The following is a 15001-nucleotide window of genomic DNA, read 5'->3' as shown; positions in this document are numbered from 1 at the left end:
AGCACTTGGCAAGTACGGCGCTGGCGGCTAGGTTTGCGGCCTACGCTTTCGTTTCACCGGGGAAATCCATGCGTTCCATTCTGTTCGCCGCCCTTGGCGCGGCGCTGCTGTGCGGGCCTGCGTCTGCGGCATCGCGGTTTGTGCAAGACCCCTACCCCAGCACCTACCACGCGCTCGCGTCCGGTCCGGTGCTGATCCAGCACGCCACGGTGCTGACCGGCACCGGGCAGCGGCTGGACGATGCCGACGTGCTGCTGCGCGACGGCAAGGTGGCCGCGGTGGGCCGCGCACTCGAAGCGCCCGCCGACGCGCGCCGCATCGATGGCACTGGCAAGTGGGTCACCCCCGGCATCATCGACGTGCACTCGCATCTGGGCGTGTATCCCAGCCCCGGCGTCAGCGCGCATAGCGATGGCAACGAGATGACCGCACCGGTCACCCCGAACGTGTGGGCCGAGCATTCGATCTGGCCGCAGGACCCGGGCTTCGGCACCGCGCTGGCTGGCGGCATCACCTCGCTGCAGATCCTGCCGGGCTCGGCCAATCTGATCGGCGGGCGCGGCGTCACGCTCAAGAACGTGGCTTCCACCACCTACCAGGGCATGAAGTTTCCCGGCGCGCCGTGGGGCCTGAAGATGGCCTGCGGCGAAAACCCCAAGCGCGTCTACGGCGAAAAGGGCGGCCCCGCCACGCGCATGGGCAATGTGGCCGGCTACCGCGCCGCGTTCATCGATGCGGCCGAGTATCTGCAGAAGAACGCGCCTGAAAAGACTACCAAGAAGCGCCACTGGTGGAGCAGCGGCGGCGACAACGACAGCAGCGGCGATGCCGGCGGCAAGCGCGACCTCAAACTCGACACGCTGGCCGGCGCCATCAACGGCGATATCCGCGTGCACATCCATTGCTACCGCGCCGACGAAATGGCGACCATGCTCGACCTGTCCAAGGAATTCGGCTTCCACATCGCCGCCTTCCACCACGGCGTGGAGGCCTACAAGCTGGCCGACCGGCTGGCGCAGGAAAACGTCTGCGGCGCGCTGTGGGCCGATTGGTGGGGCTTCAAGATGGAAGCCTTCGACGGCATCCAGGAAAACATCGCCATGGTCGACCGCCCGGCCAATAGCTGCGCCATCGTGCATTCGGATTCGGAAGAAGGCATCCAGCGCTTGAACCAGGAGGCCGCCAAGGTGATCGCCAACGCACGCCGCAGCGGCACCGAGATTGCGCCCGAGCGCGCCATCCGCTGGCTCACCAGCAACGCCGCCAAGGCGCTCGGCATCGAGCAACAGACCGGCGCGCTGGAGCCGGGCAAGATGGGCGATGTGGTGGTGTGGAACGGCAATCCCTTCAGCTCCTATGCGTTGGCCGAACAGGTGTATATCGACGGCGCGCAGGTCTACGACCGGCATAACCGCGCCCTGCAGCCGGTGTCGGACTTCATGCTGGGCCAGGAGGTGGCACGATGAGCCGCGCCTGGTTCGCCCGCCCGCGTCTGCGCGCGTTGACAGTGCTGGTCATGGCCGCGCTGGCACTGCCCGCCGTCGCACAGCAGGTGCTGATCCGCGATGCCACCGTGCACACCGCCACCGCACAGGGCACGCTGCAACACACCGACGTACTGGTGCAAAACGGCGTGATCCGCGCGATCGGCAGCAACCTCGCCGCGCCTGCCGATGGCCGCGTGGTCGATGCCAAGGGACGTCCGCTGACGCCGGCCTTGTTCGGCGGCATCACCGAGATCGGTATCGAAGAAGTGTCCGGCGAAGACAGCACCGTGGACAGCGGCCTCAAGCTGACCGAGCAACCGATGCGCCCCGAGTTCGACGTCACCCTGGCCTACAACCCCGACTCGGTGCTGGTGCCGGTGGCGCGTGTGGAAGGCATCGGCTTCACCGCGCTCGGCGCCACCACCAGCGGCGCCTTCATCGCCGGCCAGGGCGGCATCGTGCGACTGGACGGCAGCCCGGACCCGGTCGGCCCGCATGCGTTGTTCATCCGTATTGGCGCGGCAGCATCCGATCTCACCGGCAGCTCGCGTGCGGCGCAATGGATGCTGCTCGATCAGCTGGTGGCCGAAGCGCGCGGCCGCGTGCCGGCGGATTCGCCGCATGCCTTGCTGACCCCGATGGGCCGCAGCGTGCTGGCCAAGTATCTGGCCGGGCAAGGCCGCATTGTGGTGCAAGTGGAACGCGCCGCCGACATCCGGCAGTTGTTGCGCTGGGCGCAGCGCGAGAAGGTCCGCATCGCCATCGCCGGTGGCGCCGAAGCCTGGAAGCTGGCGCCGCAACTGGCGCAGGCCAAGGTGCCGGTGTTGGTGAACGCCTTGGCGGATCTGCCATCGACCTTCGATCAGATCGGCGCCACGCTGGAAAACGCCGCGCGTCTGCGCGCCGCCGGTGTGGAGGTCAGCTTCACCCAGAGCGGCGATGCCTCGCACAACGCGCGCAAGCTGCGCCAGCTGGCCGGCAATGCGGTGGCCAATGGCCTGCCGTGGGAATCCGGCCTGGCCGGGCTGACCCGCGTGCCCGCGGAGATCTTCGGCGTGGCCGATCGTATCGGCAGTATCGCAGTGGGCAAGCAGGCCGATCTGGTGCTGTGGGACGGCGACCCGCTGGATGTGGCGCATTACGCCGAGCAGGTGTGGCTGGGCGGGCGCGAGATGCCGATGCGCTCGCGTCAGACCGAACTGCGCGACCGCTACATGCAGCAGGCTGGACCGCTACCGCGTGCGTATTTGAAATAAGACCAGCGAACACACCAACTGGGCGGCCGCTAGGTGCGCGCGGCCGGTGCTCGGAATCGACATGGACGCCTCGTACACTGCGATTCTTCTGCGCCGGCCACGCTCAGCTGGGGATCGCTTGCTGCACATTTCACTGCCCCACGTGCGTGCCGCCTGTGTGGATGCGTGTCGTGTATCGCAATGGTTTCGCCAGCGCAGGCCCGCGCATGCGTCGGCCCGCGCATCCACCCTCGCCGGCAGCGTGCCGGCACCATTTGCAAGGACTGCCGATGCGCCTGCCGCGCCGCCTGATGCCATCCATCATCGCTGCCTCCCTGGGCTTGATGCCGCTCTCGGGCATGGCGCAATCGGGATGGATCAACGCGCAGGGCGAAGCGGTTGCAGAATCGCCCAGCCGCAAGACCGTGCAGGACATGGGCGCCAGCCTGCTACTGACCTCGGATGCGGACTGGCAACAGAAATGGAACACGCCCAGCGACACCGCTCCGCACTTCAACGAGGTCGACCACGTCGCCACCGGCGACACGCTGTTTGTGCTGATCTTCCTGTCCAACCCGGGGCTGGATGCGCAACGGCGCGCCGATGTGGTGTGCAGCATCCGCGTCATCGACCCTACCGGGCATGCCGAGCAAAACACCGTCGATGCGCCGTGTCTGCAGACGCAGATCGAGGGCGACCCGCGCCATGTTTATCTGGCGCAGGTCAGCCTGGGCGTGCGTGCGGAGGCCAGCGACCCGCCCGGCCGCTGGCAGGTGCAGGTCACCGTCAACGACCGCCAGCGCGGCATCCGCATTCCGCTCGTCAGTTCCTTCACCATGGGCCGTCAGCGGCCGGCCGCAAAAACGCCATGAGCGACCTGTCATTCCGCGCGCGTGCGGGCTACGTGTTGGTGGCCGTGGCGCTATTCCTGATCGAAGTGGCGATCGCTGCGGGATGGATCGGCGGTGCGTGGGTGCGCGGCAGCCTGGGCGATGTACTCGCCGTGGCACTGGTCTACTGCGGCCTGCGTGGCGTGTTTGGCTGCCCGCCCGGATGGGCCTGCCTCCTGGCCGTGGGCATCGGTTGCGCGATCGAAGGCTTGCAGGCCATCCATCTGGCCGACCGGCTCGGCCTGCGCCCAGGCAGTGCGGCCTACATCGCGCTCGGCAACACCGCAACGCTGCACGATGTGCTGATGTATGCCATCGGCGGCGCGATGTCCTTTGGCTGCGATGCGCTGTTGCGACCTCGACGCCGCGCAATGCCTGCAGCGCCCCTCATTGATTGATGCTGGTTGATTGATGCTGGTTGATTGATCCCGTTCGCCCTGGACTGCCATGCCTACCCCTCTGGTTTCGACCATCACCCGCTGCGCCGCCCTTGCCACCGTACTTGCGCTGGGCGCATGTGGACGCGATACAACGCCTGCACCGCCCTCGAGTGCCGGGGCGATCGCTGCTGCCGCCACGACGCCTGCCCGCACAGCACTGACGCTGCACTGCGAAGATCTGGACGATGCAGCGCAGGAAACCGCCGCCATTGCCGCAGGCGCCGGCGATCGCGTGCGGCGCGTGGGGGCGCATCGGTTGGAAGTGAAAACCGATGCGGGCACGCAGGTGTTCGACGACAGCCCACCCTACGATGAGCCGCTGGATGGCGCCGAGTACCGCTATTGCGATCGCCACGATGCCTACGTGTTGCTGCATCACCGTGATGGCGACAATTTTGGCGGCGTGTTGATCGACACCCGCAGCGGTAAGCAGCTCCCCGGCGGCACCCAGGTGGTGATTTCGCCGGACCGCAGCCGCTATCTGGCCGTTGTACAAGTCGACGGCATGGACGGCGAGCAGTGGCGTGTCCTGGATTTCAACAAGCGCACGCTGATCTCCACCACCAGCATGCTGCTCAGCCAGGATGCCACCACCGGTATCGCCGAACTGAGCGCACCGCAGTGGTTCGGCACGCAACTGCAGGCCACGGCAACCTGCCTCAGCGACGACACCCAGCACTGGCAGGTCCGCCTGGCCAACGCGCAAGGTGCATGGGATTGGCAGCCGCACCGTGCTTGCGATGCCGCCGACCCCTCCCAGTGACATGATGTTTGAAGGCGGCGGCTTGCGCTCGATCCAGCGCGTGGTATTGCGCCAGGCACCGGCCAATCTGCAGCGCGGGATCGAGGCGGTGGGCGGACGCCTGATCCTCACCGCCAACGCGCTGTTGTTCCAGCCGCACGCGCTCAATGTGCAAACGCGTTCGCTCACCGTTCCGCTGAATCAGATCGTGTCGCTGCAACCGCGCTGGACACGGCTGTTCGGGCTGCTGCCGGTGGCACCGACGTCGCTGGCGGTGCAGGTGGATAACGGCGACGAGCACCGGTTTGTGATCGGCAAACGCGACCAATGGATTGACGCCATCGCCAGCGCACGTGACGCGTTGAGCCAAGCCGAGCAGCCCTGAAACAGCTGCGACCAAACGCAGCCATCGCGGTCATGCAGCAAGGCGCCGTCTCCAGGTCGCAGTACAAGCGTGACCCGCACTTGGATTCATTGCTGAAGTTTGAACCGGGCGCACGCTCTGCATCTTCGACGGTCGCAGCCAAGGTCCAGCCCGCCTAGCATCGCGCATCGGCATCACGGCCACGTCCTCCCCTCAACTAAACGCGGCTAACACAACGTAGCGAGCAATCGTCAGGTGGGTGTGCACAGCGCACTCAGAACCGGAGCGTACGAGTGGGACATGCCGCTCCGAGCGCCGGCCGCACCTGCCTGGCGATTGCACCGTAGGTTTATTAGCTGCTCTAAGGAACTGAACATGCGCCACTCCATCCTGCGCACGCTGGCATGCGCGCTGTGTCTGTACGGCAGCGTCAGCGCGCCTGCCATGGCCGCCTTCGGATTCACCCGCAGCGGCGACCGCGTGGTGGTGGACACCGGCGCCGAGCTGGTGTTTTCGGTCAACGCCAACAACGGCGACATCGTGTCGATGCGCTACCGCGACAACGAGCTGCAGACCACCGAATCGAAGGGCTCGCATATCGCCTCGGGACTGGGCAGCGCCAACGTGGAGGCACGCGTCGTGGGCGGGGCGATCGTGGTGTCGGCCAAGGCCGGCGATTTGACCCATTACTACATCGCACGCAAGGGCCGTAATGCGATCTATATGGCCACCTATGCGCCGACGTTGCTGCCAGTGGGCGAGCTGCGCTTCATCGCGCGCTTGAACGTCGCCAAGTTGCCCACGGCGCAGCAGGAGCCCGACTCCAATGTCGGCACCGTGATCGAAGGCGAAGACGTGTTTTTGCTGCCGGACGGACGCACCAGCTCCAAGTTCTATTCGGCGCGCCGCATGATCGACGACCAGGTGCATGGCGTCAGCGGCTCGGGCGTTGCAGTGTTCATGCTGATGGGCAATCGCGAGCGCAGTGCTGGTGGCCCGTTCTTCAAGGACATCGCCACGCAGAAAACCCGCGTAACGCATGAGCTCTACAACTACATGTATTCCGACCATACCCAGACCGAAGCGTTTCGCGGCGGCCTGCAGGGTGTGTACGGCCTGTTGTTTACCGATGGCGGCGCACCGAGCAGTGCGCAGCTGAGCACCGACTTTGTCGACGCCACGCTGGGATTGAGCGGCTATCTGGCCGGCAGTGGGCGTGGTGCGGTGAACGGGCGGGTAAGCGGCGTGCTGTCCGGCCAGCCGGCCGTGATCGGCCTGCGCAACGAGCAGGCGCAATACTGGGCCACTGCAAACGGCAGCGGCGATTACCAGATTGCCGGCGTGCGGCCGGGCCGCTATCGCATGACGCTGTATCAAGGCGAATTGGAAGTGGCGCAACGCGATGTCGAAGTATTCGCCAATGCCACCGCGCAAGCGGCCTTGCAGGCAGTGACTCTGCCGGGCACGGTGAAATGGCAGATCGGTGTGCTCGACGGCACGCCGGCCGGATTTCGACATGCCGAGTTGTTGCCGCGTGCCCACCCTTCCGACACGCGCATGCGCTGGACACCGGTCACCTACACCGTCGGGTCGAGCAGCGTGGGAAGCTTTCCGGCTGTGCAGTGGCGCAGCATCAACACGCCCAGCCGCATCGACTTCACCTTGGCCTCCAATGAACTCCGCAGCTATCGCCTGCGTATTTTCGTGCCGCTGGCGCAGGTCAGCGCGCGCCCGCAGATCGCCGTCAACGCGCGCTGGAATGGCCCGCTTCCTGCCGCACCCAACCAACCCAAGACGCGCGGCATCACCCGTGGCACCACGCGCGGCAACAACACGCTGTATGAGGTGGATATCCCCGCCTCGGCGCTGCAGGCCGGCAGCAACCGCATCGAGATCGGGCTTGCATCGGGATCGCCGGACAACGGCTTCCTCAGCCCCGCGGTGGTGTTCGACAGCATCCAGTTAGTGGCGCTCTAGGAGCGGCCAACAAAACGTAGCGAGCAGTCGTCAGGTGGGTAAGGCACGCCCAGAACAGGAGTGGACGCTGAGTACATGCCGCTCCGAGCACCGGCCGCGCATGTCTGGCGCTGATCACAGTCGTTTTTAGTTGCTCTAAGACTGGCTACAAAATGCAGAGAGCAGTCGTCAGGTGGATGTGGACGGCGCGCTCATAACCGGAGTGCACGCATGGCACATGCCGCACCGAGCACCGGCCGCGCCTGCCTGGCGGTGAGCATTGTCGGTTTGTTAGCGGCTCTAAATCGCTTGCGGCCTGGAAGCACCTACATGACCACCACTGCACACACGCACGTGCAGTGGTGACCATGACTCAAGCTGTTTGTGTCATCTTTTGAGGCGCCGCATCAGGTGGCGCACACACATACGCCACGTTGCGCGACGCATGCATCGACTACGTCATCGCCACATCGCGTCGATGGAGAGTGGTCGCAGTTACTTGGCCGCAATCGAGCCGGTCAGCGAGACTGTCCCCATCCCGCCGGTCACCTCGAAACGGCCTTCCACCACCTGCAGATACAGCTCGCTGCTGTAGCGACCATCGCCACCGCGTAGCGTTTGCAACCTGGTCAAAAACGCCTTGACGTCCACATTGAGGTTGCCCTTGGCCGGAAGCGCGTTGCTGTTGCCGGCGCTGCCATGTGGGATGAAGGTGTAGACGTAGTAGCCGGCGGCCGAGTTATTGCCTTCCCACAGATCGTAGGTCACGCCGCCAGAGGTGAATGCATTGGACGCGGTCAACGTGCCCAGCGGGTACGAATTGTTGGCGCCCCAGATCATCACTTCCAGCTGCGGATTGCCCTTGCTGGTGTCCTTGCGGAAAAACAGATCGTAGGCAAAGTCGCCGGTCTGCCCGCTGCCCTTGGTGGTGAAGGCCAGCGTGCCGCTCAGGCTGCCGACCTTCGAGACCTGATGCGGGAAATAGCTGTCGGTGGCCGGGTTCATCGTGTAATGCCAACCGCGGCAGATGGCCGGATAACCGTACAACTGCCCACTGGGCAAGTTGTAGGAGACCGTCAGGCTGGGCGTGCTGCCAGACCCGAATGTCGCCTTGATGTTGTTGTTGCTGTCGTTGAAATTATTGTTGTAAGCGTATTGCGTGCCGTAGACCTTGGTCTCGCCGGTCGCGGCGCTGGCGCTGGAGGCAACCAGCACCAAGGCCAGCGTGGTGGCGTGCAGAAGTAAGCCGCGACGCAAGGGCAAACGGAAACGTTCGTGCACGTGCATGAGGTGAACTCCGATGATGGATAGGCGGGCCACGCTCGCCCGCTGGCAACACGCCAGCGGGTGGGCGATGACCGTGGATGCATCCGGCACAACGACGCCTTCGCGCCGCACCGGATGCCCGCGCACTGACGGGGCGCGGACATGGACATCCCTGCAGACCGATCACCGTGGCCTCATCCGATGCGCGACACATGCGTTGCATGCGCCGCACAGACGACCACGTCATTGTTGCGATGCGACTGAATCCAGTAGCAGTGCAGGTAGCAGCGCGCGGGCGGCGGTGCATACCGTGAACGACACACCGCTGCATGGACCGACCGCATCGCTGACGGTCCATGCGCCGCTCATCAGGGGCTGTTACTTGGCATCCATCGTGGCGCTGACCTTGGCCCAACCATTGCCGCGCACCACTTCAAAGCCAGCTTCGGCCGCATGCAGATACATGCTGTTGTTGTAGCGGCCATCCTTGGAGCGATTGTTCTGCAGCCAGGTCAAGAACGGCTTGGCATCGATGTTGAGATTGCCGCTGGTCTTGAGCGTCGGCTGGCCGGCGGTGCCGGTCGGGATGAAGGTGTAGACGTAGTAGCCGGCACCGGAGTTGAAACCTTCCCACAGATCGAACGTGCGCCCGCCTGCAGTGATCACCTTGGTGGCGGTCACCGTGCCGATCGGCCAGGAGTTATGGTCGCCCCAGATCATCACTTCCAGCTGCGGATTGCCCTTGGCGGTATCCCAGCGGAAGAAGATGTCGTAGGCAAAATCGCCTGCCAGATTGGTGCCGCCGGCGCTGTAGTTGAACTTGAAAGGCAACGAGTTGATCGAGGAAATCTGCTTGGGGAACAGCTTGTCGCTGGTCGGATTCCAGTCGTAGTGCCAGCCGCGCACGATCGCCGGATATCCATACAGGTTGTAGTCGGCGAAGTTGAAGGTGACGGTGAGCTCCGGCGTGCTACCGGTGCCGAAGGTGCCCTGGATGATGTTGTTGGGATCGTTGAAATTATTGACCCACGCATAGTGATTGCCAAAGATCTTGTACGGCCCGGCCAGTGCTGCCGGTGCCAGCGCCACCAGGCCGATCGCCAGCGCGGCCTTCCACCAGCGCGATGCGCGCCGCCGTGTGGGGGGCGCCTGCGCACCGGTCTGTGTGAGGGTGTTGGATGGGGTGGTGTGCATGTGGACTCTCCATGGTGTTCAGCGCGGCGGCGCCAGTGCGGCGCTCCCGGGACCCGCCCTGCAGCGGTTGCGGCCGACCCTAGCAGCGGCACTGCGGCAGGAGCTATAGCGATTCCGGCAGGACAGCCGTGCCAAGCGCGATAGCGGGCGCTACCTTGCACCCCGAGCGTGCCCTGGTCCTCAGTTCGCACCCAACTTCCTGTCGGTCCGGCATGTACCGCTCAGGTGCGTGGCCTGGCGCCGCACGCAAATGGTGCAGAGCCACATGCCCGTGTGGTCGTGTCGATGCCGGTGGCCGGAGACTGCGCTGGACGGACGCTGCCGTCTCTTTGTTCCTGCGTGCGAGGCGCTGTCCCTGCCAATCCACCTGGGCCGACCATGCCGTCTCCAACCTGCCCAACCACTACACGCCCAGCGCGCAGATCACCGCGGGCACCGTAAAGAACCGCCCTTCGATAGACAGGTTTGGTGCCGCTGGCCGCCTCCCGGCATGGCCGGTCCGACCGCTGGTCTACGCGCGGCGGCGGTTTTGCGATAGCGTTCGTAGTTGGAAACGACGCAATAGCCGGAGGGGGCGACGATGCGCATCGGAATCGTGGTGGACAGTGCGTGCGATTTGCCGCAGGACTTCATCCAACGCAACAACGTGATCGTGCTGCCGATCAGCGTCCGTATCGGCGAGGCCGTGCTGGCCGATCATCGCGATGAAGAAGCCACGCTGAGCTTTTTGCAGGCGCATGTGGCCGAGCGCGGCCACGAGGCAGAAACCACACCGTTTTCGGTCAATCAGATCCGCGATCTGTTTCTGCAGCGTCTGGTCATCGATTACGACCACGTGTTCTGCCTGACCATCTCCAAGCTGCGCAGCCAGATCTACGACAACGCCATGCAGGCCAGCTTCGCGATCCTCAACGACTACAAGCCGATTCGCCAGGCCGCAGGTCACAGCTCGCCATTCGCATTGCGCGTGATCGATACCTTGAACCTGTTTGCCGGCCAGGGCATCACCGCGGTGGAAGCGGTACGCCTGCGCGAGCAAGGCCAGGGTGTTGCAGCGATCCGCACGCGCCTGGAACAGTTGGCCGAGCACACCTACGGCTACATGATTCCGCGCGATCTGTATTACCTGCGCGCGCGTGCACGCACCAAGGGCGATCGCAGCGTGGGCCTGATCGGTGCGGCGCTGGGCAGCGCACTGGATATCAAGCCGGTGCTGCGCGCGTATCGCGGCGTCACCGAACCGGTGGCCAAGCTTAAGGGCTTCGAGCCGTCGGCCGAGAAGCTGTTCGGCTTCACCGTGCGCAAGCTCCGCGAGGGCCTGATGACACCCACCGTGTGCGTGGGCTATGGCGGCGAGCTGGCCGAGCTGCATGCCCTGCCCGGCTATGCCGCGTTGCAAGCCGCCTGCCAGAGCCATGGCGTGGAATTGTTCGAAAGCGTGATGAGCCTGACCGGCATGGTCAACGTGGGCAAGGGCGCGCTAGCGGTGGCCTTCGCAGCCGAACCGCACAGTTTTTCTGCCTGAGGCAAGCGCGTCACGACGCATGGCCTTCGACGGCGTTCTCACCCGCCCTCGGCTAGTGTGCCGCCGTCATTCAACGGAGTGTGTCCATGCCTGTCAGCTACTCGATCAGCCTGCCCGACCCCAAGCTCGCCCGCGGCAGCGCGCCGTCGGTGAGCTTCACCGCCAACGGCGCCGAGGCCTTCGCCGAACAGTTGCAGGCCGCACTGCGCGACCCGGCCTGGTTCGATCGCTGGCGCCAGCTGCAGGCCGACCCGGACGAGGTGGACCCCAGCCTGGGCATCACCGATCCGTCGGCCACCGTCACCGGCAAGCAGGACGATTTGCGCATCGACCTGGTCGCCACCACCAGCATCCCCGGCGATCTGTTCAAGCAGCGCATGCAGGCCCTGGCCGGCCATCACTGGGAAATGCGCGACGTGCGTTGACGGCGTACATCGGATAGGCAGACACGCTGCGCAGCAACTGCGCTACTAGGTACAGTCAGAGGCATCGTGCCGCTTAAAGCCCCTCTCCCACAAGGAGAGGGGTTGGGGTGAGGGTACGGCGCGAAGCCACGCATGCAATCACTCTCTGCACCAAGCTGCGGCCCGTACCCTCATCCGCCCCTGCGGGGCACCTTCTCCCAGCGGGAGAATGGACATCGGGTCGCCGCTTGATGCGTGGCACCAGAACGCACAACACAGCAACGCCACGCCACGCGCACCACCGTGCGTCGCCCTATCGCACACGCACCACTACTCACTCAGCCAACTACTACTTACGCAACGAAACACTCACCCACGCAATGCCGCAGCATGATGCGCAATATGCTCGCCGATAAAGCTGGCGATGAAGTAATAGCTATGGTCGTACCCCGGCTGCATCCGCACGGTCACCGGATACGCCGCAGCCTTGGCAGCGTCTTCGAATAACCCGGTTTTCAGCTGGTTTTCCAGGAACTCGTCCGCCCCGCCCTGATCGATCAACAGCGGCAAACGCTCCTGCGCCTGTGCGATCAGCGCGGTGGCGTCATACGCCTTCCAGCTGTCGCGATCGTCGCCCAGATAGTGCCCAAACGCCTTCTCGCCCCACGGCACCTGGCTGGGTGCCACGATCGGCGAAAACGCCGACACGCTGCGATAGCGGCCCGGATTCTTCAACGCGATGGTCAATGCGCCATGGCCGCCCATCGAGTGGCCGCTGATCGCACGCGCACCGGTGGTGGCGAATGTCGCTTCGATCAACGCCAGCAATTCGTTCACCACATAGTCGTACATGCGGTAATGCGCTGCCCACGGCTGCTGCGTGGCATCGACATAGAAACCGGCGCCCTTGCCGATGTCGTAGCCCTCCGCGTCGGCCACATCGTCGCCACGCGGGCTGGTGTCCGGTGCCACGACGATCACGCCGTATTCGGCCGCATAGCGCTGCGCGCCGGCCTTGCCGATGAAGTTCTGTTCGGTGCAGGTCAGGCCACTGAGCCAGTACAGCACCGGCAACGGACCCTCGGCGGCCTGCGGCGGCAGATACACCCCTACCGTCATGCTGCAATCCAAGGCCTGCGATTGATGCCGGTACACGTCCTGCCAACCGCCAAAGCAGGCGCGATGTTCGATACGTTCCATGGAATTCCTTCGTAAAGAAGACCGCGCAGCCGGCATCACCGGCTGCGCGGCGGGTGGGTCAGTGCAGCAGACCCTTCTGACGCGCCACCTGGGCCGACAACGCGTCCATCAACCCCGGCGACAGGCAATCGTACGGCTGCAAGCCCAGCTCGGTCAGCCGCGCGCGCACGCCTTCCATCTGCTCCGGCGGCGTACCGGTTTCGATGATGGACGACACGAACGCCGCAAAGCCCGGCGGCGACCAGCCCGACTGCTGCGACAGTTCGGTGTGGATGAAATCCAGACCGTAGAACGCGTGATCCTTTTTCTCGATGCGGCCGATCATGTGCACACCGCAGCCGGTGCACGCATGCCGCTGGATCGTTGCACTTTCATCGACGATCTTGAGCTTCTCCGCATGTGCGGTCACCGTGATCTTGTCGCGCGGCGCCACCGCGATCACGGAAAAGGTCGCCCCTTCCGGCTTCCAGCATTTACTGCAGCCGCAAGCGTGGTTGTGCGCGGTCTGCGCCGCCACGTCCACGGTTACCTTGTCGCTGGCGCAATGGCATTGCAGGGTTCCGCCTGCAAAGCCGCCGGCCGCCCCACGCGCTACTCCACTGTCCACCGAAGGATGAATCGACACGGTAGTCATCATGCCCCTCCCGGGTATCGGGTACTGCGTGCGCGGAAGCGGCCGCGCGCCGATCCTGGCCGTACGGTCAGAAATGAATCACGGTGCGGATCGACTTGCCTTCGTGCATCAGATGGAAGGCCTCGTTGATCTCTTCCAGCGGCATGGTGTGGGTGATGAACGGGTCCAGATCGATCTCGCCCTTCATCGATTGCTCCACCATACCCGGCAATTGCGTACGTCCCTTGACACCACCGAAGGCCGAGCCGCGCCACACGCGGCCGGTCACCAGCTGGAACGGACGGGTACTGATTTCCTGGCCTGCACCGGCCACGCCGATGATGACGCTCTCGCCCCAGCCCTTGTGGCAGCACTCCAGCGCCGAACGCATCACGTTGACGTTGCCGATGCACTCGAAGCTGAAATCCACGCCGCCGTCGGTCAACTCGACGATGACTTCCTGGATCGGCTTGTCGTAGTCCTTCGGATTGATGCAATCGGTGGCGCCCATGCTGCGCGCCAGGTCGAACTTGCCCGGGTTGGTATCGATGGCCAGGATGCGCCCGGCCTTGGCCTGCACCGCGCCCTGGATCACCGCAAGACCAATGCCGCCCAGCCCGAACACCGCCACGCTTTCGCCCGGCTTGACCTTGGCGGTGTTGTGCACCGCGCCGATGCCGGTGGTGACGCCGCAGCCGAGCAGGCAGACCTTTTCCAGCGGCGCTTCGGGATTGACCACCGCCAGCGAGATTTCCGGCACCACGGTGTATTCGCTGAAGGTGCTGCAGCCCATGTAGTGGAAGATCGGCTCGCCGTTGTAGGAGAAGCGCGTGGTGCCGTCCGGCATCAAGCCCTTGCCCTGAGTGGCACGCACGGCCTGACACAGGTTGGTCTTGCCGGACAGACAGAATTTGCACTTGCGGCATTCGGCCGTGTACAGCGGGATCACGTGGTCGCCGACCTTGACGCTGGTCACGCCTTCGCCGATCTGCTCGACGATGCCGCCGCCTTCGTGGCCCAGCACCGACGGGAAGATACCTTCCGGGTCATCGCCGGACAGCGTGAAGGCATCGGTATGGCACACGCCGGTGTGGGTGATGCGGACCAGCACTTCGCCGGCCTTCGGCGGTGCGACGTCGATCTCGACGATTTCCAGCGGCTTGCCGGGTCCGAATGCGACTGCTGCACGGGATTTCATTGGGATAGCGCTCCTGACGAGGATGTTCGAGGACGGGCGCGGCATGCGCCGGCCCGGTGGGAGTTCATTTGAGGTAAGACCGGACCAGGCCGAGCAAGTCCTGTACCCGCTCGGCGCGTTGTGCATCGGACGCAGCGGCATGCCCGAAGTCTTCACGGATATGCGCTTCAAGCACCTGCGACATCAGCCCATTCACTGCCCCCCGGATCGCGGCGATCTGCTGTAGCACTGGGGCGCAGTCTGCGCCCGACTGCAACGCACGCTCAAGTGCATCGCACTGCCCACGCAATCGCCGTACTCGCGCCAACGCGCGTTTCTTTTCCAGCGGCGAATGCGGCATGCCGGCCCTCGACCCAAGATACTGGGGGGCAGTATAGGCATCTGTATGGAAAAAGCGATGCCGAGGGCTGTTGAGCAGTCGACACACACACTGCACGCAACAGAAGGTGACCGCGCTCACATCATCGCCGCGCTGCCTTCGCGTCAC

At 64.7% G+C, this 15001-nt stretch carries 15 protein-coding genes and 3 other RNA genes; 9 read left to right on the top strand and 9 right to left on the bottom strand.

Features of this window, described 5'->3' with window-relative positions; genetic code table 11:
* Positions 1–68 precede the first annotated feature (68 nt).
* From ASF90_RS08220 to ASF90_RS08195, 6 genes are all read left to right on the top strand, one after another.
* Entirely contained in the window at positions 69–1466 is a 1398-nt protein-coding gene (locus tag ASF90_RS08220) for an amidohydrolase (RefSeq protein WP_055848281.1), read from the top strand.
* Entirely contained in the window at positions 1463–2743 is a 1281-nt protein-coding gene (locus tag ASF90_RS08215; protein WP_055848278.1) for an amidohydrolase family protein, read from the top strand. The genes ASF90_RS08220 and ASF90_RS08215 overlap by 4 nt, the downstream gene beginning before the upstream one ends.
* Positions 2744–3012: 269 nt before the next feature.
* Positions 3013–3594: a hypothetical protein gene (locus ASF90_RS08210; RefSeq protein WP_055850267.1), complete on the top strand. Its 582-nt coding sequence runs from the start codon at positions 3013–3015 to the stop codon at positions 3592–3594.
* Positions 3591–4010 carry a DUF2809 domain-containing protein gene (locus ASF90_RS08205; RefSeq protein ID WP_055848274.1) on the top strand — a complete coding sequence of 140 codons (420 nt, stop codon included), beginning with the start codon at positions 3591–3593 and terminating at the stop codon, positions 4008–4010. The genes ASF90_RS08210 and ASF90_RS08205 overlap by 4 nt, the downstream gene beginning before the upstream one ends.
* A gap of 49 nt (positions 4011–4059) precedes the next feature.
* Positions 4060–4815, top strand: coding sequence for a hypothetical protein (locus ASF90_RS08200; RefSeq protein ID WP_236699227.1), 756 nt, complete (start codon positions 4060–4062; stop codon positions 4813–4815).
* A 22-nt stretch (positions 4816–4837) separates the two neighbouring features.
* The gene (locus ASF90_RS08195) at positions 4838–5179 is read left to right on the top strand and encodes a hypothetical protein (protein ID WP_115560304.1); all 342 of its coding nucleotides are present in this window, start codon (positions 4838–4840) and stop codon (positions 5177–5179) included.
* 204 nt (positions 5180–5383) lie between these two features.
* Here ASF90_RS08195 and ASF90_RS21825 read toward each other — a convergent pair.
* Positions 5384–5460: non-coding RNA, sX9 sRNA (locus ASF90_RS21825), on the bottom strand.
* Between the two features lie 73 nt (positions 5461–5533).
* On the opposite strand from ASF90_RS21825, the gene ASF90_RS08190 reads away from it, so the two are divergent.
* Positions 5534–7135 (top strand): rhamnogalacturonan lyase B N-terminal domain-containing protein, encoded by a 1602-nt coding sequence (locus tag ASF90_RS08190; protein WP_055848271.1) that lies wholly within the window; start codon positions 5534–5536, stop codon positions 7133–7135.
* 4 nt (positions 7136–7139) lie between these two features.
* Here ASF90_RS08190 and ASF90_RS21820 read toward each other — a convergent pair.
* The 4 genes from ASF90_RS21820 to ASF90_RS08180 form a co-directional block, all read right to left on the bottom strand.
* Positions 7140–7212, bottom strand: a non-coding RNA gene (locus tag ASF90_RS21820) — sX9 sRNA.
* A 66-nt stretch (positions 7213–7278) separates the two neighbouring features.
* Positions 7279–7354: non-coding RNA, sX9 sRNA (locus tag ASF90_RS21815), on the bottom strand.
* A gap of 255 nt (positions 7355–7609) precedes the next feature.
* Positions 7610–8401, bottom strand: coding sequence for a cellulase (locus ASF90_RS08185; RefSeq protein ID WP_082473459.1), 792 nt, complete (start codon positions 8399–8401; stop codon positions 7610–7612).
* 357 nt (positions 8402–8758) lie between these two features.
* On the bottom strand, positions 8759–9574 hold the full coding sequence (locus ASF90_RS08180) for a cellulase (protein WP_055848265.1): 816 nt from the start codon (positions 9572–9574) through the stop codon (positions 8759–8761).
* 580 nt (positions 9575–10154) lie between these two features.
* On the opposite strand from ASF90_RS08180, the gene ASF90_RS08175 reads away from it, so the two are divergent.
* Positions 10155–11099, top strand: coding sequence for a DegV family protein (locus tag ASF90_RS08175; RefSeq protein ID WP_055848263.1), 945 nt, complete (start codon positions 10155–10157; stop codon positions 11097–11099).
* Positions 11100–11185: 86 nt separating this feature from the next.
* Entirely contained in the window at positions 11186–11524 is a 339-nt protein-coding gene (locus tag ASF90_RS08170; protein WP_055848259.1) for a hypothetical protein, read from the top strand.
* Between the two features lie 348 nt (positions 11525–11872).
* On the opposite strand, the gene fghA is transcribed toward ASF90_RS08170, so the two are convergent.
* From fghA to ASF90_RS21810, 4 genes are all read right to left on the bottom strand, one after another.
* Entirely contained in the window at positions 11873–12703 is an 831-nt protein-coding gene (gene fghA / locus ASF90_RS08165) for an S-formylglutathione hydrolase (protein WP_055848256.1), read from the bottom strand.
* Positions 12704–12761: 58 nt separating this feature from the next.
* Complete coding sequence (gfa, locus tag ASF90_RS08160; RefSeq protein ID WP_055850259.1) at positions 12762–13337, bottom strand: S-(hydroxymethyl)glutathione synthase; 576 nt, start codon at positions 13335–13337, stop codon at positions 12762–12764.
* Positions 13338–13404: 67 nt separating this feature from the next.
* Entirely contained in the window at positions 13405–14514 is a 1110-nt protein-coding gene (locus ASF90_RS08155) for an S-(hydroxymethyl)glutathione dehydrogenase/class III alcohol dehydrogenase (RefSeq protein WP_055848253.1), read from the bottom strand.
* A gap of 64 nt (positions 14515–14578) precedes the next feature.
* Positions 14579–14854, bottom strand: a complete 276-nt coding sequence (locus ASF90_RS21810; RefSeq protein ID WP_046963271.1) for a metal/formaldehyde-sensitive transcriptional repressor — start codon at positions 14852–14854, stop codon at positions 14579–14581.
* Positions 14855–15001 lie beyond the last annotated feature (147 nt).

Source organism: Xanthomonas sp. Leaf148 (assembly GCF_001423585.1).
Lineage (GTDB): Bacteria > Pseudomonadota > Gammaproteobacteria > Xanthomonadales > Xanthomonadaceae > Xanthomonas.
The sequence above is the reverse complement of the archived record's forward strand: the minus strand, read 5'-3'. Positions and strand labels throughout refer to the sequence as shown.

Coding starts and splice junctions, on each gene's coding strand:
- gfa (WP_055850259.1), bottom strand. CDS start 13,337: ATGACTACCGTGTCGATTCATCCTTCGGTGGACAGTGGAGTAGCGCGT.
- ASF90_RS08215 (WP_055848278.1), top strand. CDS start 1,463: ATGAGCCGCGCCTGGTTCGCCCGCCCGCGTCTGCGCGCGTTGACAGTG.
- ASF90_RS08155 (WP_055848253.1), bottom strand. CDS start 14,514: ATGAAATCCCGTGCAGCAGTCGCATTCGGACCCGGCAAGCCGCTGGAA.
- ASF90_RS21810 (WP_046963271.1), bottom strand. CDS start 14,854: ATGCCGCATTCGCCGCTGGAAAAGAAACGCGCGTTGGCGCGAGTACGG.
- ASF90_RS08170 (WP_055848259.1), top strand. CDS start 11,186: ATGCCTGTCAGCTACTCGATCAGCCTGCCCGACCCCAAGCTCGCCCGC.
- ASF90_RS08205 (WP_055848274.1), top strand. CDS start 3,591: ATGAGCGACCTGTCATTCCGCGCGCGTGCGGGCTACGTGTTGGTGGCC.
- ASF90_RS08190 (WP_055848271.1), top strand. CDS start 5,534: ATGCGCCACTCCATCCTGCGCACGCTGGCATGCGCGCTGTGTCTGTAC.
- ASF90_RS08175 (WP_055848263.1), top strand. CDS start 10,155: ATGCGCATCGGAATCGTGGTGGACAGTGCGTGCGATTTGCCGCAGGAC.
- fghA (WP_055848256.1), bottom strand. CDS start 12,703: ATGGAACGTATCGAACATCGCGCCTGCTTTGGCGGTTGGCAGGACGTG.
- ASF90_RS08220 (WP_055848281.1), top strand. CDS start 69: ATGCGTTCCATTCTGTTCGCCGCCCTTGGCGCGGCGCTGCTGTGCGGG.
- ASF90_RS08180 (WP_055848265.1), bottom strand. CDS start 9,574: ATGCACACCACCCCATCCAACACCCTCACACAGACCGGTGCGCAGGCG.
- ASF90_RS08185 (WP_082473459.1), bottom strand. CDS start 8,401: ATGCACGTGCACGAACGTTTCCGTTTGCCCTTGCGTCGCGGCTTACTT.
- ASF90_RS08210 (WP_055850267.1), top strand. CDS start 3,013: ATGCGCCTGCCGCGCCGCCTGATGCCATCCATCATCGCTGCCTCCCTG.
- ASF90_RS08200 (WP_236699227.1), top strand. CDS start 4,060: ATGCCTACCCCTCTGGTTTCGACCATCACCCGCTGCGCCGCCCTTGCC.